We start from the raw sequence: 19696 nt of genomic DNA on the forward strand, positions 1-19696 counted from the left end.
TTTCGCAGTATTCGATCAACCCTGACGAGCCGTCAGCGCCGCGTAGCCATTCATCAAATTGCGGTAGTTCGGAATCCGCTGCGACAGCAGGTTGCCCAGCCCTTCAATGTCGTTGCGCCAGTCGCGGTGCAGCTCACAGGCCACCGAGAACCAGTTCATCATCTGTGCGCCGGCCTGGGTCATGCGGTTCCATGCGGCTTGTTGCACGGTGGTGTTGAAGGTGCCGGAGGCATCGGTCACCACGAACACGTCAAACCCTTCCGCCAGCGCCGACAAGGTCGGGAACGCCACGCACACGTCGGTCACCACACCGGCAATGATGATCTGCTTGCGGCCGGTGGCCTTGATGGCCTTGACGAAGTCTTCGTTGTCCCAGGCGTTGATCTGGCCCGGGCGGGCAATGTAGGGCGCATCCGGGAACATTTCCTTGAGTTCCGGCACCAGCGGGCCGTTCGGGCCTTGCTCGAAACTGGTGGTGAGGATGGTCGGCAACTCAAAGAATTTGGCCAGGTCGGCCAATGCCAGCACGTTGTTCTTGAACTCGTTCGGCGAGAAGTCCTGGACCAGCGAAATCAGACCGGTCTGGTGATCGACCAGCAGAACCACGGCGTCGTCTTTGTTCAGGCGGTTGTAGGTTGCAGTGCTCATGTTGAATCCCTTTTTAGTTGTGGAAGTTCGCTTGCGTTCAAGATGGGCACAGATTAATGACTCGCCTGAAAGCGATAAATCACCTGCAAAGCGTTTAACCGTCAACTCAGAAGAGACAATCAGCGCAAACCGAGGCTCAATCACGCTGCGGTCCCGAACTTCCTGCCGATCCTTGTCATAATGTCCGCCAGCATTACGTTCAGAACGACATTCAAGGAAAAGTTGATGCTCGGACGCAACACGCAAGAGCCAACTGCAAACAAGGCGCAGCACCCCGCCAGCAAAGCCGTGAAGGCCGGCTCGACCTTCCGGCTGACGGTCAGCTTCATGCTGGTTGTGGTCGTGGCGTTTCTGGCGGTCGAGAGCTGGCGGACGTGGCGTGACTATCGTTCGGTCTTTGCGTCTGCGCGCGATTCGGTGACCAACCTGGCCCGCGCCACGGCCCAGCACGCCGAAGACACGATTCGCCAGGTCGATGTGGTCACCGCCGGGCTGGCCGAGCGTGTCGAAGGTGACGGACTGCAGAACCTCGATGTCCCGCGCATTCACAAGCTGCTGGTGCAGCAATCGAAAATCATGCCGCAGTTGCATGGCCTGTTCATCTACGGCCCGGACGGCCATTGGATCGTGACCGACAAAGAGGTCACCCCCGAAACAGCCAACAACGCCGACCGCGATTATTTCCAGTACCACCGCACTCACGAGGATAGGCAAGTGCGCATCGGCCAGGTGGTCGAGAGCCGCTCCACCCATGACCTGATCATTCCCATCTCCCGTCGCTTGAACAACCCTGATGGCTCGTTCGCAGGCGTGCTGCTGGGGACGGTCAAGGTCAGTTATTTCGTCGACTATTACGGCGATTTCCGCATCGATGACAAAGGCGCACTGGTGTTGGCCATGCGTGACGGCACGATTCTGGTTCGCCGTCCTTTCATCGCCTCCGTGGTGGGCAAAAGCCTGGCGAACAGCGAGATCTTCAAGACTTACCTGCCCGCCTCCAACGAAGGCATTGCCCAGATCCGGGCGGTGGTCGATGACACTGAACGGCTTTATGGCTATCGCGCCTTGACCACCTATCCGCTGGTGGTGGAGGCCGGTCTGTCGAAAGATTCCATCACCGCGCCATGGCGTCGGGACTTGCTGAAAAACGGCTTCGTGCTGATTTTTCTGATCCTGGTCCTCGCCGGTTTCGGACTGATCGTGCTGAGCCAGTTGCGCCAGCGGATCGCGATGGAGCGGGAGATCCGTTCCGCCCACCAGGCCATGCGCGACATGGCACTGACCGACAGCCTCACCGGGCTCGGCAACCGCCGGCGCCTGGACAACGCGCTGGCAGACGAGATTCGTCTGGCCCGGCGCCAGGGCTCATCGCTGTCGTTGATCATGCTCGATGTCGACCACTTCAAACGCTACAACGACCGCTATGGTCACGCCGCCGGCGACGACTGCCTGAACGCCGTCGGACGCGCGATCCAGCAAGCGGTCAAACGCCCCGGCGACCTCGCCGTCCGCTACGGTGGCGAAGAGTTCACCGTGCTGCTGCCCAACACCGAGAACGCCGGCGCCATTCAAGTCGCCGAGGACATCCTGCAAGCCATCCGCTCGCTGGAACTGGAACACTCCGGGCATCCCCTCGGGTACGTCACGGCCAGCGCCGGCATTGCGACCCGCCATCCGGTTGACGACACAGTGACGCCGGCCATGCTGCTGCAGTCGGCGGATACCTGCCTGTATCAGGCGAAGCGGCTGGGGCGTAATCGTTGGTGTTCGGCGGATGAGTCGGTGTGATCGATGGCAGCGGGTGACGGCCGGAGGTACAAGCTCGATTCCACGTCAGTTGCCCGTCAGAATCGAAACTGAACCTCAGCCCCTGAACGCACGCATTATTTCTTCAACCACCGGCCTCGCGTATTTCTCACTGGGATCAGTCCCCGGCGGATCCTCGCTGCGGATCCATTCACCCAGATCAAACGCCTGATAGAGCGAGAAGGCGGGCTCAGGCATATCGTCAGTCATGCCGACCTCAACCACGGCATTGATGATTCCGTTCATCACACCATCGCAAAATTCATAGTCCAGCGATCTCTCCAGATAGCTTTCCGCAATCGCTACGGAGAGCTCGTTCAGCAGATCTCGCGGTGTCATTCCGAACTTCGCGCACGTGACGGCAAGATCACTCAGCGTTAATCCATTGACCTCGGCTTCCACCGAAAGCGCCTTGAGTTCGTTGTCCGGTAGCATCCTGGGCATGGGGCTCTTCCGGCCAGACGCGAAGGTCGCGTGCGGCTCACTCATAAAACTTTCCGGCCAACAGAATAGCGGCGCAGCGCTGCCATACGTTCGACACCGCTCCGTCGTTTGAGGTGGATCGGCTGCTTGAATCTGCCCACGCGGCCGCGGCATCGAGAAACGAGTCTACGGATCCGTTTTCCCACTCTGAAGCGCCGGCCCAATCGAGCGTTGAAGGTGACAGCTCTTCCAGTGATCGCTCGTGGGCAAAATCAGCACCCAGCGCCTGGATGAAGCGAATGAACGAGGCTTCATCGCTGACATGTACCAACAATTCATCAAGATCCAAAGGGTCAGACATGAGTTTCCAGGCTTGGTGTTCGGGAGGCGCCATGCTGCGATACAGCAGCATGGACGGTCAACTTCAAACCCGGGCACTCATTCGTAACGCTGCTGGAAACCAGGAATGAATTCCACCCGGTTTCCGATGCCACACACAGCGTTCACTTCACCGCGTCATGGGTGATCAATGTCTTTGGTTCCAGATACGCGCTCATCCCCCACTTGCCCATTTCGCGCCCCAGGCCCGAATGTTTGAAGCCACCAAAAGGGGCGCGCGGTTCGTGGGCCAGGGTGTTGATGAGCACGCGTCCCGAATCGATCTGACGGGCGATATTCACACAACGTTCGGGGTTCTGGCCCAGCACCAGAGCGCTCAGTCCATAATCCGTATCGTTGGCGATACTGATCGCATCGGCGTCGTCCTCGTAAGGGATGATCGTCAGCACCGGGCCGAAAATTTCCTCACGCGCGATACGCATCTGGTTGTTGGCGTCCGTGAAGATCGTGGGTTTGACGAACCATCCGGCCTGCAGGCCTTCCGGACGACCTTCGCCACCCGCCAGCAACCTCGCCCCCTCCTCCTGACCGATACGGATGTAGCGCTGCACCCTTTCCCATTGTTTCTGGCTGACCATCGGGCCGATATCGGTGTCGGCGTTGCGCGGGTCGCCCGATTGAAACTGTGCGACGCCCTCCTTCGCAGCCTGCTCGAACTCTGCGAGCCGTGAACGCGGGACAAGAATGCGCGTGCCCGCGATGCAGGCCTGGCCGCTGTTGAGGAATCCGGCGTGCAGTGCCAACGGCATGACCGCCTGGAAATCCGCGTCATCGAGTACCACGGTGGGCGACTTGCCGCCCAGTTCCAGGGTCACGCGTTTCAAGGTGTCGGCGCCGGTTCTGACCAGATGCTGACCGACTGCGGACGACCCCGTGAATGAGATCTTGGCAACGTCGGGATGGCGGGCGATCTCCTCGCCAACCACATCGCCCCGTCCGTTGACGATATTGAAGACACCCGGTGGCAGTCCCGCTTCGTGCAACGCCCGGATCACGACCTGCGTCTGCAACGCGCTCATCTCGCTGGGCTTGATGACGGCGGTGCAGCCTGCTGCCAGTGCGGTGGCCAGTTTGTTGCAGATGAAGCCGGCATTGCTGTTCCACGGCGTGATCAGACCGGTCACGCCCACGGGCGTCAGAATGACTTTGGCCATACCGGCCTGCTCTTCGAAGTCGAACGCCTCCAGCGCCTCGATCGCTTGTGCAATCACATCCGCCGGATACGTCGCCATCCAGCGCCCGCGAACCGCAGGCGAGCCGTACTCTTCAAGGATGGCTTCCAGCAGTTCTTCCTCTCTGGCCGCCACGGCCTTATGCATGCGTTGCAGGGCGGCAATGCGCTCCTCGCGCGTGGTGCGAGACCAGGCCGGGAATGCAGCCTTGGCGGCGGCGATGGCGCGCCGGGCGTCGAGTGCATCGCCCAGTCGAACCTGACCGATGACTTGCTCGGTGCTCGGGTTATGGAGGTCGAACCATTCCTGACCGTGTGGGAGGACGTACTCGCCGTTGATGTAGATGTGTTCAATGCGCTGCATGGCAACTCCTCGCTGAAAATGACTCGCTTGAAGCGAGCCTCGATGAAGCGAAGTCTAAGAAGAGTTGATTGTTCCGATAAGCTATCCTTTGGCTGATGAAGCATCCCTATTTTCAGGACAATCCATGCACAGAACAGGAATGACCGAGCTGGAAGTGGTGCTGGCCGTTGCCCGACGCAACAGTTTTCGCGGCGCGGCACAGGAACTGGGCATGTCCACCACGGCAGTGAGCAGTGCGGTGGCCGGACTCGAAGCGCGCCTGAAGGTGCGCCTGTTCAATCGCTCCACTCGCAGCGTTGCCCTCACCGACATCGGGCAGCGCTATGTGGAGCGCATCGCCCCCGCCCTGGCGCAGATCAAGAGTGCCGGCGAAGAAGCCAGCGTCGGTCTCGACGAACCCAGCGGCACACTGCGCATCAATGCACCGCACGGCGCGGCCTACCTGCTGCTCGAGCCGCTGCTCGATCAGTACGCTCGGCGCTATCCCGAGGTGCGCATCGACGTCGTCAGCGAGGCAAGCATGGTCGACATCGTCGCCGGGGGCTTCGACGCCGGGATTCGCCTGGCCGAGTCGGTACCGCAAGACATGATTGCGGTGGCGCTGTCAGGCGACATCCGGATGCTCATGTTGGCAACGCCCGAGTACCTCGAACGCCACGGCGTGCCCGAACACCCGCGGGATCTGCTCACCCACCAGAGCATCGGCATGCGCATGGCCCACGGAGGTATCTACCATTGGGAGCTGGAACGCGATGGCGAGAAATTGCAGATGGATCTGCCGACGCGCTTCGTGTTCAACGAATTGCTGGCGATCAAGCAGGCCGTGGTGCTGGGCCTCGGTATCGGCTTCATTTCCGAATGGTTCATCCAGGAAGAACTGGCAAGCGGCGCATTGGTGCCGGTGCTGATGCCGTGGTGTCCGTCGTTTGGCGGATTGAGGCTTTATTACTCGGGCCATCGCTTCGTGCCGGCGCGATTGCGTGCGCTGATTGATCTGGTGCACGAGTTGCGGCCTAATCTGGTTTGATTCGGGCGATGAGTCGACACGGGGCAATACCTGCCTCATTTAACGTAAAAACCGTATCTGGAATGCCTCATGGAAACTCGCCACCTGCGTCGCTTGCTCCAAGGACCCACCCAGTGTGAGTCCGATATCGAATCACTCATCCTCATACTTGAGGCCGCTATCGAGTTGGTGTCGATTCCGGATAACGACTTCTGCTGGTCGTCCTGGGCTGATGAGCTCGATGCGAAAACAGAACTGCAAGCCCTGATTCACACCTTGAAGGCTGGCACCTTGCCGGAGCGGTTGAAGGTCGCCGTGCTGTTCGCACCGACCGGACCGTTGCAGGAACTCGGCATGAGCAGCGGATGGGCGGATACCTGTTTGAGGGTCGCCGGTAAATTTGATGACGTTGAAGCGTTGCTGTGGCGAGGCTGACCAGAGGATTCTCGGACCCATTTTTTGAAATGAATCTGTTCGCCTTTTTGTCCCAACCGACCTTGTGCGATCTCAGGAAGAAGCAGCATTGATAACGGGCGTTAAATTGCAGGTATCTGTCACGGGGAACGAAGCCCGACTGTTCGGTACTCCCTCGGCGTTCAGTACCGTTTCCCGGGCTATCCGCAAATGCAAGGTGGGCACAAGCATCCACCTGCCGCTGGAAAGCAGCCAGTCGCCATTCACGTCATTGGAAATCCGGTGCACCACGGGTTCCGCCGTTGTTGCCGTCATGGACTGCACGCTGCTCATCGCTTATCCGGAAAAACTGCGACGCCGATTGTCTCCGTATTTTGCAATGCCGGCCGAGACTCCATCAGGATCGACTTTCTTCATCAACGCGTCACAAATAGACGTTCTTCATGACCTGGCCGGGGAATCATTGCAAATGATCCTGCAAGTCGTGGGGCCTGATCAGGTTTGAACTTGCGTTGGCATGAGCGTTTTGGGCCTTTGGCAGTCAATTGTCGGCGACGACTTCCGGCCAAAACACACGCTCAATCACAGTGATCGGTTTCCCCGGATGCCTGTGACAGAATCCCCTGATATCCCCCGACTTCAGGGGCATATGAAACAAACCGGCCGCCGACGGCCTTTTCCAGCAAAAGCCGACCACAGCGCTGGCATTCGTAAACGGTTGTTTGTCGGCTGGCATGGATGCTGGATATCCGGTCTTCCAGGGTATCAGCGGCGCTGACCCAAGGCGCGAGTGCTCCATAGGCTTTGGCGATCGCGGCCTTGTCTCCTGACTCCGCAGCCGCCACCAGAGGTGCGATTTCACGACGCAACTCATCCCAGAATGCATCTTCTTCCTGGTCGCGCAGCAAGCTGGCCTTGTAGGGCAAGCTGTCGGTCTGATCGACAATCACATGGCCACACTTGCAACCTATTTTGCTCATTTACAGTTCAATACCTACAGGTTTGATCGGTTGGTTAAACGGGCGGCCTTGGTCATCCAGGCCTCGAAGCACTGGAAACCCAACCACACCTGAATCGAGCGCGATGGCTCCATCAATATCAGTCGCATTGGCTCTTTTCTTGAAAATCCGTGGCTCTAGACTGGTTTCCTTCCCACGACTCGCCTGGAAAGGAAACCATTCTAGTGCACGATTTCGACTGCCAACCCGTTTTATGCGGGAAAACGCTTAGGCTCAAGCCTCTTTCCGAAAGCGATTTTGAAGGACTGTTTCTGGCAGCCTCAGACCCGCACATCTGGGCAGGCCATCCCGCCAGTGACCGCTATGAGCGGCCGGTATTCGAAGCGTACTTCGCCGCGCGGCTAGCCACCGGCAAAACGCTGGCCGTCATTGATATCGACTCGGGGCTGATCGTAGGCATGTCGAGCTATTACACCCCGCCCGACCTGCCGGACAGTATCGCTATCGGGTATACCTTTCTGGTGCGGGCGAAATGGGGTGGCGAGACCAATCGCGAACTGAAGCAGCTGATGGTGGAACACGCCTTCAAGGCGTACGACACTGTCTATCTTCACATCGCACCGTTGAACATCCGCTCGCAGAAAGCCGCCATGAAGATCGGCGCGGTGCACTTGTATGATGCCGAGCTGACGCTGTCCACGACACCGGCCTGGTGCAAGTGTTACGGGCTGACCAGGGCACAATGGGCTACAAGCCAGGCACAAAATCAGAGATGACAGCCCGGCTCCCCCTTCACGCATCAGCGCCAAACGCAGCCCTGGCAAAATCCACGAAGCTTCGCAGCTTGGGCGTCAACCGAGGGTCCGGTGCATACAGAAGATTCATCGGGGAAACCGGGACGTTGTAGTCCGGCAGAAGGTTCACCAGCGTTCCACTTCTCAGCGCATCCTTGACCAGCTCCAACGGCAACAGCACGACCCCCAGCCCAGCCACCGCCGCTGACAGCAACGGGTCGGCCTGATTGATCGTCAATCTGCTTTTAATCGGCACGTCGATGCAACCGTCCGGCCCTTCGAGGCGAATGTGTGAGCGACCGTCCGAATAGGCAAACGCCAGGCATTCATGTTCCTGAAGATCCAGCGGTGTCGTGATGGGTGGACGTCTGGCCAGATAGGCAGGCGCCGCGCACAGCACCATTTGATAAGGCTTCAAAGGCAAAGCCTTCAGACCGCTGTCGGACAGTTCACCGATTCGAAACACGACGTCATACCCGCCCTCCACCAGGTCAACGAGTTCGTTGGACAAGGTCAGGTCCACCGACACCTGCGGATACCTGACCATGTATTCCAGCAGCCGAGGCGACAGCGTGCTGACGCCAAAGGTGACTGGCGCGTTGATTCTGAGCCGGCCGCTGGGTACGCCTCGGGTCATCGCGGCCATTTCTTCCGCGGCGTCCATGTCGGCCAGGATCAGCTTCGCCCGTTGATAGAACGTGCGGCCGAAGTCGGTGAGGCTCTGTTTGCGGGTCGTGCGATTGAGCAGCGAGACACCCAGATGCTGCTCGAGCATCTTGACCTGTTTGCCGACCAGTTGCGGGGACAGATTGAGCTCATCCGCCACTGCGCTGAAGGAGCCAAGCTCCACCGCTTTGACGAAGACGGCCATCAAGGTGAGGCGATCCATTGGAAACCCTGTGTTTCTAGTGTTGCGCTATCGTAGGTCTTTATCTGGCGCAGGCCAAAGCCTAAATTGGCGGCCATGGCAACGACGCGCACGGCTGCAACAGGTGCGATTTCACGCGAATTCAGGCCGCTTACACCGGCCTCATTGATCACAGAAGAGGTAACCATGGCACGCATTGTCAGGATTCATGAATACGGCGACGCAAGCGTTTTGAAACTGGAATCGGTCGATGTGCCGGCTCCGGCATCCGGCGAGGTGCAAATCGAAGTCAAGGCCTTCGGGTTGAATCGGGCCGAGGTCATGTTCCGCAATCACGCCTATCTGCAGGAAGCGCAGTTTCCCAGCCGCCTCGGTTATGAAGCGGCTGGCGTGGTGGTTGCCGTCGGTGCCGGTGTCAGCGAGTTCAAGGTCGGTGATGCGGTCAGCCTGATTCCGCCGCTGGACATCGCCAAATGGGGCACCTACGGCGAGCTGGCCAACGTGCCCGCCGATCTGACGGTCAAACACCCGTCGAACCTGTCCTTTGAACAGGCCGCAGCCTCATGGATGCAATACGTCACCGCGTGGGGCGCGCTGGTCGAACAAGCCAGACTGACGAAGAACGATTTTGTACTGGTCACTGCCGCCTCCAGCAGCGTCGGCCTGGCGGCCTTCCAGATTGCCCGAATGGTGGGCGCGACTTCGATTGCCGTGACCCGCACCCGGGCCAAGAAGCAGGCGTTGCTGGACGCCGGCGCCGCGCACGTCATCGTCAGCGATGAAGAAGATATCGTCGCCGCCGTCATGGCGCTGACCGATGGTCAGGGCGCGCGCGTGGTGTTCGATCCCATCGGCGGCCCGGCTTTCGAACAGCTCACCCAGAGCATGGCCAGGGGCGGCATTCTGCTTGAGTACGGCGCCTTGAGCCCGGAGCCCACGCCGTTCCCGCTGTTCACCGTGCTGGGCAAATGCCTGACGCTCAAGGGCTACCTTTACGCAGAGGTCGTCGCGAACCCTGCGGCTCTGGCCCGAGCCAAGACGTTCATCAGCGACGGTCTCGCTTCGGGCGCGCTGAAGCCGATCATCGCGAAGACTTTCGCCCTCGAGGACATTCAGGAGGCGCATCGCTTTCTTGAAGCCAACCAGCAGGTCGGAAAGATTGTCGTGACTGTTTAAGGATATGATCCGGGAAACCAGGCCTCTATGGACCGATGTCTATGCCCGTTTCCCGGATTCGCCCGTCACCGGCTCCCCTGCTGAAACCCGGCGAGACAGTGGTGTTGTTCGATGGCGTCTGCAAGTTGTGCAATGGCTGGGCGAAATTCCTGATTCGCCATGACCGCCAGCAGCGAGTCCGGCTGGCGGCGGTGCAATCTCCCGAAGGGCAGGCGCTGCTCGCCTGGGCAGATTTACCCCTCGATCAGTTCGACACCATGGCGGTCATCCGCGACCGACACTATTGGGAGCGCTCCGATGCCTTTTTCGAAGTCGTTGCCCTACTGCCCGCCCGCTGGCGTCCATTGCAATGCTTGCGCATTTTCCCGCGCGGGCTTCGGAACTGGGCCTACGATCGTATTGCACTGAATCGTTATCGGCTGTTTGGACAATATGACACCTGTCTTCTGCCTGATCCCGATCATGAGCAACGCTTTCTGAAGGCTTCGCTACAGCAACAGCCCTAACACCTGCACGGGCGTCATCTTCGTCACCATCATCAAGACGATCACGAACATCCCCAGAAAACCGGCCACCCCCATCCAGAACCATTGGCGGTACACCGACCCGTACTCGTCCGCGAGCCCTCCTCCGGTCTCGATTGCACTCGAAGCCATCACATACAGGCGCTTCTGAAGCACCAACACCGGGAGCCAAAGTGATCCTACGCAAAGAAAGATGATCAACGACGTCAGCACCCATTCCGTGGTCAGCGGAAGGCCGGCCAGTTTGATCAGCCCATAGCCCGATGCGATCTGAATGAAGCCTGCCGGGGTGGTGATCCAAGCGTCGAAACGCACGACCATTTTCGCCACATGAGCAATCACTTGAGGATTGGCGGTGCGGCTGGCAGCGATCAGGTAAAGGTAGGAACCCATGCCGAATCCGAACAGGAAAACCGCGGCGATCACATGAATGTATTTGAGGCACAGGTAAAGCATGGTCAGCGCTGCCCGTCGGAGAAACGCACGGACAGGCTCAGGTTTTCAGGGTCGTTGATCGCGGCCATGTATTCGTCGACGGTGATTTCACCGACGCAGGGCCGGGCGCCGGATTCAGGTACATACCCTTGGGCCATTTTGGCGGCCAGGGCCACAGCGGCGCAGCTCGGGATTTCCGGGCCCTTGTCGTTCCACGCCGTCAGCTGAGCGGTCATGGACAGCGGTTGCCCTTCAACCCCGATACCTTGCACGTCAATGTACATTGCACTTTTACCGTCGCCGAGCCGCTCGAACCAGGTGCCCAAACGATGCAGTCGTGCAGCCCAGGGTGCAGGGTCCCGAATCAGCCCCATCTTCTGGGCCTGGGCAAACAGAGCATTGGCGACACCGCCGAGTTTCAACCCCGCTCCAGCCTTGAAGCTCAGTGTCCGGGCACCATAACGACCGGCGAAAATGTCCATGTCCGGAACGTCGACATTGGCCAGCAAGCGGGTGCCCAGATGCGGCATCTTGCGCAACGTCAGATCCTGCCAGCCCGGCACCTCGTGAACCCGGCCATCCTTGAGCTGTTTGATCGGCTTGCCCGCGTAGGCAAGCACACCTTCGACAGTCGACAGTCCCGGCATCTTCGCGGAAGAGGAAATGCCATGTTCGATCGAGTCGATGCGCTGAAAGCGATACCGCTGCTGATCGATGATGGCCGAAGACAGGGTCGGCACCGAACTGCAACCACTGAGAATCGCCACGCCCGCCTCTTTCGCGCGCACATCGAGTACAGCGATACCGTTGACGAAGGTTCGGCAGTCGGACAGGTCGCAATAGTTCACCCCGGCCTCGATGCAGCTTTCGGCAACCGCATAGGACTGCCCCTGAAACGGGCCGCCGGTGTGGACGACCAGCTCAATTCCCATCGAGCCCAACGCAGATTGAAACCCGGGCCCCATGGCATCACCGCACCAACTGGCGCAGGCTTTTCCTGAAGCGGCTTGCAACGCCTCGACCTTGCGCAGCAACTTGTGCGGATCGCGACCCGAGATCGCCAGATCAACATCGGGCATCGACGCCAGATGCCGGCAGACGATGCTGCCGAAGTTTCCATACCCACCGACCACCAACACCTTGAACGCCATTCAACGCTTCCCTAACGATTCGATCGTACAGCCAACTTGCCCGAGACAGGATTCGCGGGAGCTTCCCTGATATCGGCGGGTCAGGCAAGAAATACGATTGAATCCGCTTTGATTGAACATCCGGAACCTGCACAATTGCCGGCTTTTTTTCGACAGGACGTCCCTATGCAACGGATTGTGATTCTGGGTAACGCCGGCAGTGGCAAATCCACCCTCGCCCGCGCCCTCGGCCAGCGCCTGAACCTGCCCGTGGTTCATCTGGATACCTTGTTCTGGGAACCAGACTGGGTCGAGCCCGACGCAGAACAATTCCGCACACGGGTCCGCGAGGCAATCAACGCGGATTCATGGGTGTGTGAAGGCAACTATGCCCGGCGAACCTTCGACCTTCGCCTGCCCCGCGCCGACCTGATTATCTGGCTCGATACGCGACGACTCACCTGCTTCGCCCGCGTGATCCGACGCAGCATCATGAACCGACCTCGCCCGGATCTCGCGGCAGGCTGCAGAGAAAAAATCGACCGGAAATTCCTGACGTTTCTGAAGTTCGTATGGACCTTTGACCGGGGTTACCGCCCGGGTATCGACAACGTGCGCCAGTCAATCGGGCCAGACGTCCCGGTGGTGCATCTGCGTGGCAAACGGCAGGTTTCGACCTTTCTCGACAGGCTTTGCACCACACCTCAAGTCAGCCAGAGGCCGACTCCCGCGCAAAACACTCAACGGTAAAGGCAGCGTTCTAAAAGCGGTCTACGCTCCACCCACCTACACCTCTGGAGTCACCGTGATGATCCGCGCCTTGCTGACCGCTTCCTTGCTGGTGACCCTGAGTGTTCCGGCCCATGCTGACGTAAAACCGTTCCCCGCTTCCTTCCGCACGCAAGACATTGCCGTGGACGGCGCGAAGATCCACACGCGCATCGGCGGCAAAGGCCCGGCCGTGGTGCTGTTGCATGGTTTTGGTGATACCGGGGACATGTGGGTGCCATTGGCGACCGATCTGGCGAAGGATCACACCGTGGTGATCCCTGATCTGCGCGGCATGGGGCTGTCGTCGATTCCCGACGGTGGCTACGACAAGAAGACCCAGGCGGGAGACATCCGCGCCGTGCTCGCCTCGCTGGGCATCGAGCATTCGGTCGTCATCGGTCACGACATCGGCACCATGGTCGCGTTCGCCTATGCCTCGCGGTATCCGCAACAGACCGATCGCCTGGTGGTGATGGATGCGCCTGTTCCGGGCATTGCGCCGTGGAACGACATCGTGCGTTCGCCGATGCTCTGGCACTTCGATTTTGGAGGCCCGGACATGGAGCGACTGGTCGCCGGCCGTGAGCGCATTTACCTGGATCGGTTCTGGAACGAGTTCGCCGGTAACCCGAAAAAAGTCGACGAAGCCACCCGCCAGCATTACGCCAAACTCTACGCCCGCCCCGGCGCGATGCACGCGGCCTTCGCTCAGTTCCGCGCCATTCGCCAGGACGCGGTGGACAACGAAGCGTCGTCAAAGAACAAACTGACGATGCCGGTCCTGGCCGTCGGCGGTGAAAAGTCCTTCGGTAATAACGAAGCCATCGTGATGCGCAACGCCGCCGACAACGTCACCGAAGTGGTGATCGCCGGAGCGGGTCACTGGCTGATGGAAGAAGCGCCGGTGGAAACCACGCAGGCGATTCGCAGCTTTATGACCCGCTGACGCTGGCGATGGACGCTGCCCCTCAGGCAGCCTGCCGGCGCATGGTCAGAATGGCGGCGCCGAAGCCGATGAACGTCGACCCCACTACCCGGCTGACCCAGCGGGAAAACGCCGGACGGGTCAACACGCCTTTGGCCCGGGATGCGAGCGCGGCGTAGAGCGTCAGGGACGTCACCGACAGCGCCATGAAAATCGACGTCAGGATCAGGAACTGCGGCAGCAGCGTCGCGCCCTGGTCGATGAACTGCGGGAACAGCGCGGTGAAAAACATCGTCGCCTTGGGATTGGTCACGGCCGTCAGGAATGCCGACTTGTAGAGTTTCAGGCGCGTGGGCCGGGCTTTCTTCGAATCGTCCTGAGGACTGTCCTGAAGCATCGCGTCCTTTTTGAAGAGTTGCTTGATCCCGAGATAGAACAGATAACCGGCGCCGATGATCTTCACCGCGTTGAACAGCATTTCGGAACTGGCGAGCAACGCCCCGAGCCCGAGCATCGCAGCGGCTGAAAGACAGAACAGGCCACTGGCATTGCCGAGCGACGACCAAATCGCGCTGCGCTGACCATGGGCCAGGCTGTTGTTGATCGCCATCAGCGTCGCGGGGCCTGGGCTGGCGATGGCAATCGCGGCCACCAGGGTAAAAGCCAGAATCGAGTGAGAATCCATTTTCCATGCTCGTGGGAGTGAAAGGCTGCAGGGTACAGGAACCGGTGTGGCGCATCGACCGGTTGAATCGGCAGCATGACCGTCACCGCCATTTGACTCGATCAAACATGAGCTATGGTTTCAGCGACTCGCCGCCATCGGGTGGCGGCCATGAAGTAAGGATGCTTCATGGCGGCGGCGCTCGACGGGCAGTGGACTCCGCCAGCGGCGGTGAAGGTGGATAGAGCGTGCGTCAGGGACGCCTAGCCATCCAGCCTCTTGTTATTGATTTTATCCAGCGCTTGAAGGATGGCGGGTTCACGCTCCTTCAATAGGGCCTGGAAGGTATTCTCGACGGAGTCTTCAGCGTCGAAGATCTTGTCCAGAAAGCTACGGCCCTCAGGCGTGTTGTTCAAAATGTCTTTGCTCTGCGCGGGGTTATCGTGGGCACGAATCGCCGCATTGAGTTCATCCGGCTGCAAGTGAGCCGCCAAGGTATCGATCCGCAGGTTTCTGATCTCGTCGAAGGGAACTTTGTCTTCCACAACCTCGCGGATTTCTTCGTCCATCACCGCCATGTAACGTGGCGAGTAATCTCGCATTACGGCTTCCACCACCTCATCGTAATGTTCCTTGAAGGCGCCACTGATATCGACCAGTTCCCTGGCCTTGTCCTTGCTTCCTCCACAGGCGGTCAGTGACGTTGCAAGCAACAAAACCAACGCTGCCGTTCTCATTCCCATGAGCCTTTATCCTTGTTCAATTTGTAGAAACCGATTGCCTGGCGCAGGTGCGGACGGCTGCGTTCCATGGCAAACCTGCAGAACTGCAGGGGGCGCAATTCTAAACAAAATGGGGACAGATTTATTTTTTGATAATAAATCTGTCCCCATTGAATGCTCTCGCTCTAAACCCACGGCTGCTCGTCATACTCCGGCAATTCGATAGCATCAGCCTTCGGCGAAAGAATCTTCCCGAACAGGCGCTTGAACCCCGGCGCACTCGCCAGCCTCAACACCGCGTGACCAAGGGCGATGCCAAGGCGCGAATGCGGTGAGGCCAGTCTGGGGGCGAATCCGGGCACGCTTTGCGCCTGGGCGACAAAGGGCCGCATCCGTTTTTCATAGGCCGAGAACGCCTGGATGTGGTCGGCATGGCGCCCCAGTTCACCGGCCAGCACGTAGGCGCCGCACAGACCCAGGCTGGTGCCCATGCCACTGATGGGCGATGCGCAATAAGCCGCGTCCCCGACCAGCGCGATGCGCCCCTTGAACCAACGAGGCATTTTGACCTGTCCCACCGCGTCCAGATAAAGGTCGGTGGCCTCCTCCAGCGCAGCCAGCACGCGGGGTGTCTCCCAACCGGCGTCGGCGAATATTTGCCTGAGCAAGGATTTCTGTTCGTCCTGCGCGAGTTTTTCGTACCCGCACGGCGTCTGCTGAAAAGACAAAAACGCGCGGGTGGTGCCCAGATTGTCAGGCCGCAGACAGACACAGCGACCACCTGGAATGTTGTGCCAGCGCATGACCTGGCCATCGTTCGGCTGTCGAGGAACAGTGAAATAGGCCGTATACAGATTGAGCGGACGGCGCTGGACTTCGTTGCCAAACACCTGATTACGCGTCGTCGAGCCGATCCCTTCGGCTACGATCACCAGATCGTAAACCTGCTCGGCACCCTGCTCGAAACGCACATGAACCTGCTCACCATCGTCCTCCATCGCTGCAACGCTGTCGCCGAATCGATAGGTCACTCGATCCTGGCTGTGCTGGATCAATAGCCTGGCGAGCTCGCCCCGCAGGATCTCCAGTTCGGCAATCGGCCCCTCCCCGTCGAACGCATCGACACCCAGAAACGCCTGGGTCCGGTTATCCTGGTCAACGAAGGCGATGCCCTGTTCCTGAGTCGTGTTCGCCCGAATCAAATCTTCCAGACCCATGCGCTGAATCACCACACGCCCGGCGCCCCGCACGTCGATCGTTTGCCCCCCATCGCGAAACGCAGGCGCCCTCTCGACCACCGTAACATCCATGCCCTGTCGGGACAGCCAATAGGCCAAAGCAGGCCCGGCGATGCTTGCGCCGGTCACCAGTATTCTTTTTGGTTTCATCACGCGTCCTGATTTTCAGACGTGGCCACAGGGCTGCCCGGCAGCGTGGTGCTGTAAACCTCGATCACCTGGCCCAGGAATGCTTCAACCACGGCGCGATCCTTGCCGTCGAGTGCTCCGAGGACGGCGCTCAGACCATTAAGCATTGGCGCGATATGCCGATAGGCCTGCGCCACCGACTCCGGAACCGGACACACCAGCACCCGGCGCTTGTCATTGAGTTGCCGCTCGCGGACCACATGCCCGGCCCGTTCCAGTCGATCGATGACCTGCGTGATACCAGCGGTGGTCACTGAAAGGCGCGCCGCAAGTTCGGTCGGCGGCAGAGGTCCGTCGGTGATCAGGTGCTCCAGCGCCGCCACATCCGTCTGATTGATGCCCAGCGCTGTGCCCAGATGGCTGGCAGCCTTGCGCGTCAGGATGGCGATCTGTTGCAACTGCTGGCCGACGACATCACTGGCGATCTGCAGGCTGCGGGGATCTTCGGTCGGATTTGGCGGTGATGAAGGTGACGTCATGTGCAGGATCGGTCCGGGCTGGTCGTGATGAGGACGCGAAACTAGCATATAGCTAACTTGCTTAGCTACCTTTCAAACTCAAGGACAAAAAAGAACCGGTCCATTTTTCAGAAAACAGACCGGTTCCCCTCTTTCACACTGACGCTAAAGAACCTCAGGCGCGCTTCGGCAGCTTCCAGTTCGGGCGGATGAAGTGGCAGGTGTAGCCATTCGGAATACGCTCCAGGTAATCCTGGTGCTCCGGCTCCGCCTCCCAGAACGGCCCGGCCGGATCGATTTCGGTCACCACTCGTCCAGGCCACAGCCGTGAGGCGTCGACATCGGCGGCGGTATCTTCGGCGACGTCGCGTTGCTGTTCGTTGAGGTAATAGATCGCCGAACGATAGCTGGGGCCAAGATCATTGCCCTGACGGTTGGGCGTGGTCGGATCGTGAATCTGAAAGAAGAACTCAAGGATCTGCCGATAACTGATAACGGCAGGATCGAAGACGATTTCGATGGCTTCGGCGTGGTTGCCGTGATTGCGGTAGGTCGCATTCGGCACATCGCCACCGGTGTAACCGACGCGCGTCTGCAGGACACCGGGATAGCGCCGCAGCAGATCCTGCATGCCCCAGAAGCAGCCGCCGGCGAGGATGGCAGTTTCGGTTTGGCTGGTCATGGTCTGTCCTTCCCTTCAGGGATATTGGAGGTAACCATCGTTATGAGGGCGCATTGGCCAATTCCAAGGTTGAGCTGCGCAAATCAAGCAGCATGACCACCCTTTGAAAATGATTACCGCTCTATTCACTCTAACTGGTTGAACGACTGATCCAGTACTAACCTAATCTTTTGAATGAAAAGCAAGGAAAGCCCACAGCAGTGAGAGCGACTATAAGGATATAAAAATGCCACTGGATAGAACGTGCTTCTCTCACGCAAAAGAGTTTGCGAACTTCGACCAAGGCAACTATCTGGGCAGAGGCAACGACGTTGTCGTGCTGACGATGGGAAGTCAGGGAGGTATTGCCCACTCCGAAACAGTGACGCCCGTGTCTGAAGGCATGTGTTGGGCGTATTGCTGCCTGTGGGTGCGGAACATCAAGGCCAACAAACGCTATCTGGTAAAAACCCTCGACAATGTTTCTGCATCAACATTGCAACGGGACATGATGGGCCGTCACGCTACCTCTGACACCAACAACGCGCTGCTTTTGGCATTGGCTGGACAGCAGAGTATCTACGAAGATGTTCCAGGTCTGTTGACGAGCGCCGGCTCTATCCTGACGTGCCTGAACGGCTACGCAACAAACCACGCGAACTTCTTGATGCTGACACTCAAGGGCGGGGCCCAATGGGCGCACGCGGTGGTCTTGAAACTCAATCAAAGTTCAACCGGCGGGTACCTGAACTGGAGTTATCCCTGCGCCATGTTTGATCCCAATATCGGACAAGGGATGTATAACAATCACACCGATATGGCAGCTGACGTGCTTGCACTCAATAAGGCGTACTCCGCAGCCTTTGCCCATCAATCGGTCGTGACCTCGGTCAAGGCACAATTGATTTCGTACAGCAGTGGGATGAATTGATGCCAGGCGAATGGAAACCTACCGGCGGCCGGGACACTTTGGTGGACGTACGGTTGAATACAGGGATATTCAACGGGCGGCCAATCTACATTCACATGACTTCGCTGTTGGGCTATACGGCGATAAACAATGCCAGCCAGATTTCGTGCGCCCCCAACACGGCTCGACGCGGGCAAGCCGCGAAACAGGGGATATACCTGAATCCGTCGACCCAACCATTCAGCCCTGAGGAAGCACATACACTGTTGTTTTTTGACGAGCCGCGTTACGCCCAGAGTGCGACGCACTGTTTCATATTTGCGTTTCGCGATGCCGTCGTGGTCGAAGATTTTCCGATCAGCCAGTACAGTTGGGTCAGGGAAATCATTTATCGCGGCGATATCAATTTTCGCGACATAGACTTGCTCTATCGGGGGCCGAATCAGTTCGTTTCATTAACAAAACAAAACCATCACCGCGGATAGGCTGCCAACTAGACTTCAAACGAGCCACGTCTGAGTTAAAGAGGACAGATCTATTCTAAAAATGAATCTGTCCCCATTAAAAAACTCAGGCAAACGCAGACTCGATGAACGCCTCCAGCGTCTGCTCCTCGAGAATCTCGATAGAGAAATGCCCGAAGCGCTTGGGCAGCCAGATGATGCGTGTCCCGGACGGTGATTGCAGGTTGGCGCGTTCCAGTGGCTGTCCGTTTTCGTCTTCGGGCTGCACGCCGGCGATCACCAGTTCGTCGTAGGCCTTCTCGATGTCCGGGGTCGAATAGCAGTGACGGTAGATCATCCCCTCCCCCGATGAATCCAGCAGCTCCTTTAGGTTGCCCGCCAACGGCTGGACCAGCATGAAACGCTCCTGACCGATCAGCGCTACTGCGTAGCGAACATGCAGGCCACCCCGCTCCCAGACGAGGGTCCGGGAGATTCTCGCTTTCAGGATCTGCGCATAGTAGGCGCAGGCCTCTTCGAGGTTGTTGACCAGCACATCGACGTGACTGAACTTCAGATCCATTGCATCGCTCCTTCT

26 protein-coding genes are annotated in these 19696 nt (G+C 58.9%); 11 read left to right on the forward strand and 15 right to left on the reverse strand.

Translation table 11 applies throughout. From position 1 onward, the window contains the following. Nucleotides 1-15 precede the first annotated feature (15 nt). Complete coding sequence (ycaC, locus tag AC3WRD_RS19155) at nt 16-648, reverse strand: isochorismate family cysteine hydrolase YcaC (protein WP_085708478.1); 633 nt, start codon at nt 646-648, stop codon at nt 16-18. A 225-nt stretch (nt 649-873) separates the two neighbouring features. On the opposite strand from ycaC, the gene AC3WRD_RS19160 reads away from it, so the two are divergent. Next, nucleotides 874-2436: a sensor domain-containing diguanylate cyclase gene (locus AC3WRD_RS19160; protein WP_102622440.1), complete on the forward strand. Its 1563-nt coding sequence runs from the start codon at nt 874-876 to the stop codon at nt 2434-2436. 75 nt (nt 2437-2511) lie between these two features. On the opposite strand, the gene AC3WRD_RS19165 is transcribed toward AC3WRD_RS19160, so the two are convergent. The 3 genes from AC3WRD_RS19165 to AC3WRD_RS19175 form a co-directional block, all read right to left on the reverse strand. Continuing rightward, on the reverse strand, nt 2512-2943 hold the full coding sequence (locus AC3WRD_RS19165; protein WP_102622439.1) for a hypothetical protein: 432 nt from the start codon (nt 2941-2943) through the stop codon (nt 2512-2514). Beyond that, nucleotides 2936-3289 carry a DUF7660 family protein gene (locus tag AC3WRD_RS19170; protein ID WP_173861397.1) on the reverse strand — a complete coding sequence of 118 codons (354 nt, stop codon included), beginning with the start codon at nt 3287-3289 and terminating at the stop codon, nt 2936-2938. The genes AC3WRD_RS19165 and AC3WRD_RS19170 overlap by 8 nt, the downstream gene beginning before the upstream one ends. Nucleotides 3290-3380: 91 nt before the next feature. Then, a complete protein-coding gene (locus tag AC3WRD_RS19175; protein WP_102622438.1) occupies nt 3381-4811 on the reverse strand; it encodes an aldehyde dehydrogenase family protein in 1431 nt (476 codons plus the stop codon). A gap of 124 nt (nt 4812-4935) precedes the next feature. Between AC3WRD_RS19175 and AC3WRD_RS19180 the strand changes: the two genes are divergently transcribed. The 3 genes from AC3WRD_RS19180 to AC3WRD_RS19190 all read left to right on the forward strand — a co-directional run bounded on the left by AC3WRD_RS19180 (nt 4936) and on the right by AC3WRD_RS19190 (nt 6736). After that, on the forward strand, nt 4936-5838 hold the full coding sequence (locus AC3WRD_RS19180) for a LysR family transcriptional regulator (protein WP_173861396.1): 903 nt from the start codon (nt 4936-4938) through the stop codon (nt 5836-5838). A 69-nt stretch (nt 5839-5907) separates the two neighbouring features. Further along, a complete protein-coding gene (locus AC3WRD_RS19185; RefSeq protein WP_102622436.1) occupies nt 5908-6252 on the forward strand; it encodes a hypothetical protein in 345 nt (114 codons plus the stop codon). A gap of 88 nt (nt 6253-6340) precedes the next feature. Continuing rightward, entirely contained in the window at nt 6341-6736 is a 396-nt protein-coding gene (locus AC3WRD_RS19190) for a hypothetical protein (protein WP_102622435.1), read from the forward strand. 73 nt (nt 6737-6809) lie between these two features. Here the strand turns inward: AC3WRD_RS19190 and AC3WRD_RS19195 are convergent, their stop codons facing one another. Next, on the reverse strand, nt 6810-7211 hold the full coding sequence (locus tag AC3WRD_RS19195; RefSeq protein WP_102622434.1) for a DUF8617 domain-containing protein: 402 nt from the start codon (nt 7209-7211) through the stop codon (nt 6810-6812). Nucleotides 7212-7414: 203 nt separating this feature from the next. On the opposite strand from AC3WRD_RS19195, the gene AC3WRD_RS19200 reads away from it, so the two are divergent. Beyond that, nucleotides 7415-7966, forward strand: a complete 552-nt coding sequence (locus AC3WRD_RS19200; protein WP_102622433.1) for a GNAT family N-acetyltransferase — start codon at nt 7415-7417, stop codon at nt 7964-7966. Nucleotides 7967-7982: 16 nt separating this feature from the next. Here AC3WRD_RS19200 and AC3WRD_RS19205 read toward each other — a convergent pair whose 3' ends face one another. Both AC3WRD_RS19205 and AC3WRD_RS19210 read right to left on the reverse strand, forming a co-directional pair. Then, complete coding sequence (locus AC3WRD_RS19205; RefSeq protein ID WP_102622432.1) at nt 7983-8873, reverse strand: LysR family transcriptional regulator; 891 nt, start codon at nt 8871-8873, stop codon at nt 7983-7985. Continuing rightward, nucleotides 8855-9049, reverse strand: a complete 195-nt coding sequence (locus AC3WRD_RS19210) for a hypothetical protein (RefSeq protein WP_146013104.1) — start codon at nt 9047-9049, stop codon at nt 8855-8857. The genes AC3WRD_RS19205 and AC3WRD_RS19210 overlap by 19 nt, the downstream gene beginning before the upstream one ends. Between AC3WRD_RS19210 and AC3WRD_RS19215 the strand changes: the two genes are divergently transcribed. Further along, the gene (locus AC3WRD_RS19215) at nt 9039-10028 is read left to right on the forward strand and encodes a zinc-dependent alcohol dehydrogenase family protein (protein WP_102622431.1); all 990 of its coding nucleotides are present in this window, start codon (nt 9039-9041) and stop codon (nt 10026-10028) included. The two genes, AC3WRD_RS19210 and AC3WRD_RS19215, sit on opposite strands and share 11 nt — an antisense overlap. Before the next feature lie 41 nt (nt 10029-10069). Next, nucleotides 10070-10534: a thiol-disulfide oxidoreductase DCC family protein gene (locus AC3WRD_RS19220; RefSeq protein ID WP_102622430.1), complete on the forward strand. Its 465-nt coding sequence runs from the start codon at nt 10070-10072 to the stop codon at nt 10532-10534. On the opposite strand, the gene AC3WRD_RS19225 is transcribed toward AC3WRD_RS19220, so the two are convergent. Continuing rightward, complete coding sequence (locus AC3WRD_RS19225; protein ID WP_102622429.1) at nt 10517-11008, reverse strand: DUF2269 family protein; 492 nt, start codon at nt 11006-11008, stop codon at nt 10517-10519. The two genes, AC3WRD_RS19220 and AC3WRD_RS19225, sit on opposite strands and share 18 nt — an antisense overlap. Before the next feature lie 2 nt (nt 11009-11010). Beyond that, on the reverse strand, nt 11011-12138 hold the full coding sequence (locus tag AC3WRD_RS19230) for a saccharopine dehydrogenase NADP-binding domain-containing protein (protein ID WP_102622428.1): 1128 nt from the start codon (nt 12136-12138) through the stop codon (nt 11011-11013). A gap of 165 nt (nt 12139-12303) precedes the next feature. Here AC3WRD_RS19230 and AC3WRD_RS19235 point away from each other — a divergent pair, with 165 nt between their 5' ends. Together AC3WRD_RS19235 and AC3WRD_RS19240 are read left to right on the forward strand one after the other, a co-directional pair. Continuing rightward, entirely contained in the window at nt 12304-12867 is a 564-nt protein-coding gene (locus AC3WRD_RS19235; RefSeq protein ID WP_102622427.1) for a P-loop NTPase family protein, read from the forward strand. 58 nt (nt 12868-12925) lie between these two features. Continuing rightward, nucleotides 12926-13834, forward strand: a complete 909-nt coding sequence (locus tag AC3WRD_RS19240; RefSeq protein ID WP_102622426.1) for an alpha/beta fold hydrolase — start codon at nt 12926-12928, stop codon at nt 13832-13834. 22 nt (nt 13835-13856) lie between these two features. Here AC3WRD_RS19240 and AC3WRD_RS19245 read toward each other — a convergent pair whose 3' ends face one another. The 5 genes from AC3WRD_RS19245 to msrA form a co-directional block, all read right to left on the reverse strand. Continuing rightward, complete coding sequence (locus AC3WRD_RS19245; RefSeq protein ID WP_102622425.1) at nt 13857-14498, reverse strand: LysE family translocator; 642 nt, start codon at nt 14496-14498, stop codon at nt 13857-13859. Nucleotides 14499-14740: 242 nt separating this feature from the next. Next, nucleotides 14741-15220 (reverse strand): hypothetical protein, encoded by a 480-nt coding sequence (locus AC3WRD_RS19250; protein WP_102622424.1) that lies wholly within the window; start codon nt 15218-15220, stop codon nt 14741-14743. Nucleotides 15221-15384: 164 nt separating this feature from the next. Continuing rightward, nucleotides 15385-16587 carry an FAD-dependent monooxygenase gene (locus AC3WRD_RS19255; RefSeq protein ID WP_102622423.1) on the reverse strand — a complete coding sequence of 401 codons (1203 nt, stop codon included), beginning with the start codon at nt 16585-16587 and terminating at the stop codon, nt 15385-15387. Then, the gene (locus tag AC3WRD_RS19260; protein ID WP_102622422.1) at nt 16587-17105 is read right to left on the reverse strand and encodes a MarR family winged helix-turn-helix transcriptional regulator; all 519 of its coding nucleotides are present in this window, start codon (nt 17103-17105) and stop codon (nt 16587-16589) included. Before AC3WRD_RS19260 ends, AC3WRD_RS19255 begins: the two co-directional genes overlap by 1 nt. A gap of 154 nt (nt 17106-17259) precedes the next feature. Next, on the reverse strand, nt 17260-17766 hold the full coding sequence (gene msrA / locus AC3WRD_RS19265; RefSeq protein WP_102622421.1) for a peptide-methionine (S)-S-oxide reductase MsrA: 507 nt from the start codon (nt 17764-17766) through the stop codon (nt 17260-17262). Nucleotides 17767-17992: 226 nt separating this feature from the next. On the opposite strand from msrA, the gene AC3WRD_RS19270 reads away from it, so the two are divergent. Both AC3WRD_RS19270 and AC3WRD_RS19275 read left to right on the forward strand, forming a co-directional pair. After that, nucleotides 17993-18676, forward strand: coding sequence for a hypothetical protein (locus AC3WRD_RS19270; RefSeq protein ID WP_102622420.1), 684 nt, complete (start codon nt 17993-17995; stop codon nt 18674-18676). Then, nucleotides 18676-19140 carry a hypothetical protein gene (locus AC3WRD_RS19275; RefSeq protein ID WP_102622419.1) on the forward strand — a complete coding sequence of 155 codons (465 nt, stop codon included), beginning with the start codon at nt 18676-18678 and terminating at the stop codon, nt 19138-19140. Before AC3WRD_RS19270 ends, AC3WRD_RS19275 begins: the two co-directional genes overlap by 1 nt. Before the next feature lie 85 nt (nt 19141-19225). On the opposite strand, the gene AC3WRD_RS19280 is transcribed toward AC3WRD_RS19275, so the two are convergent. Continuing rightward, the gene (locus tag AC3WRD_RS19280; protein ID WP_102622418.1) at nt 19226-19681 is read right to left on the reverse strand and encodes a VOC family protein; all 456 of its coding nucleotides are present in this window, start codon (nt 19679-19681) and stop codon (nt 19226-19228) included. Nucleotides 19682-19696 lie beyond the last annotated feature (15 nt).

The sequence above is a fragment of the Pseudomonas sp. FW215-R2 genome (genome assembly GCF_058789255.1).

Excerpts from the sequence above, each read along its gene's own strand:
- AC3WRD_RS19170 (WP_173861397.1), bottom strand. The coding sequence starts at position 3,289 with ATGCTGCTGTATCGCAGCATGGCGCCTCCCGAACACCAAGCCTGGAAA.
- AC3WRD_RS19260 (WP_102622422.1), bottom strand. The coding sequence starts at position 17,105 with ATGACGTCACCTTCATCACCGCCAAATCCGACCGAAGATCCCCGCAGC.
- AC3WRD_RS19225 (WP_102622429.1), bottom strand. The coding sequence starts at position 11,008 with ATGCTTTACCTGTGCCTCAAATACATTCATGTGATCGCCGCGGTTTTC.
- AC3WRD_RS19210 (WP_146013104.1), bottom strand. The coding sequence starts at position 9,049 with ATGCGTGCCATGGTTACCTCTTCTGTGATCAATGAGGCCGGTGTAAGC.
- ycaC (WP_085708478.1), bottom strand. The coding sequence starts at position 648 with ATGAGCACTGCAACCTACAACCGCCTGAACAAAGACGACGCCGTGGTT.
- AC3WRD_RS19175 (WP_102622438.1), bottom strand. The coding sequence starts at position 4,811 with ATGCAGCGCATTGAACACATCTACATCAACGGCGAGTACGTCCTCCCA.
- msrA (WP_102622421.1), bottom strand. The coding sequence starts at position 17,766 with ATGACCAGCCAAACCGAAACTGCCATCCTCGCCGGCGGCTGCTTCTGG.
- AC3WRD_RS19205 (WP_102622432.1), bottom strand. The coding sequence starts at position 8,873 with ATGGATCGCCTCACCTTGATGGCCGTCTTCGTCAAAGCGGTGGAGCTT.
- AC3WRD_RS19245 (WP_102622425.1), bottom strand. The coding sequence starts at position 14,498 with ATGGATTCTCACTCGATTCTGGCTTTTACCCTGGTGGCCGCGATTGCC.
- AC3WRD_RS19250 (WP_102622424.1), bottom strand. The coding sequence starts at position 15,220 with ATGGGAATGAGAACGGCAGCGTTGGTTTTGTTGCTTGCAACGTCACTG.
- AC3WRD_RS19160 (WP_102622440.1), top strand. The coding sequence starts at position 874 with ATGCTCGGACGCAACACGCAAGAGCCAACTGCAAACAAGGCGCAGCAC.
- AC3WRD_RS19280 (WP_102622418.1), bottom strand. The coding sequence starts at position 19,681 with ATGGATCTGAAGTTCAGTCACGTCGATGTGCTGGTCAACAACCTCGAA.
- AC3WRD_RS19185 (WP_102622436.1), top strand. The coding sequence starts at position 5,908 with ATGGAAACTCGCCACCTGCGTCGCTTGCTCCAAGGACCCACCCAGTGT.
- AC3WRD_RS19180 (WP_173861396.1), top strand. The coding sequence starts at position 4,936 with ATGCACAGAACAGGAATGACCGAGCTGGAAGTGGTGCTGGCCGTTGCC.
- AC3WRD_RS19215 (WP_102622431.1), top strand. The coding sequence starts at position 9,039 with ATGGCACGCATTGTCAGGATTCATGAATACGGCGACGCAAGCGTTTTG.
- AC3WRD_RS19275 (WP_102622419.1), top strand. The coding sequence starts at position 18,676 with ATGCCAGGCGAATGGAAACCTACCGGCGGCCGGGACACTTTGGTGGAC.
- AC3WRD_RS19255 (WP_102622423.1), bottom strand. The coding sequence starts at position 16,587 with ATGAAACCAAAAAGAATACTGGTGACCGGCGCAAGCATCGCCGGGCCT.
- AC3WRD_RS19240 (WP_102622426.1), top strand. The coding sequence starts at position 12,926 with ATGATCCGCGCCTTGCTGACCGCTTCCTTGCTGGTGACCCTGAGTGTT.
- AC3WRD_RS19165 (WP_102622439.1), bottom strand. The coding sequence starts at position 2,943 with ATGAGTGAGCCGCACGCGACCTTCGCGTCTGGCCGGAAGAGCCCCATG.
- AC3WRD_RS19270 (WP_102622420.1), top strand. The coding sequence starts at position 17,993 with ATGCCACTGGATAGAACGTGCTTCTCTCACGCAAAAGAGTTTGCGAAC.
- AC3WRD_RS19230 (WP_102622428.1), bottom strand. The coding sequence starts at position 12,138 with ATGGCGTTCAAGGTGTTGGTGGTCGGTGGGTATGGAAACTTCGGCAGC.
- AC3WRD_RS19195 (WP_102622434.1), bottom strand. The coding sequence starts at position 7,211 with ATGAGCAAAATAGGTTGCAAGTGTGGCCATGTGATTGTCGATCAGACC.
- AC3WRD_RS19220 (WP_102622430.1), top strand. The coding sequence starts at position 10,070 with ATGCCCGTTTCCCGGATTCGCCCGTCACCGGCTCCCCTGCTGAAACCC.
- AC3WRD_RS19235 (WP_102622427.1), top strand. The coding sequence starts at position 12,304 with ATGCAACGGATTGTGATTCTGGGTAACGCCGGCAGTGGCAAATCCACC.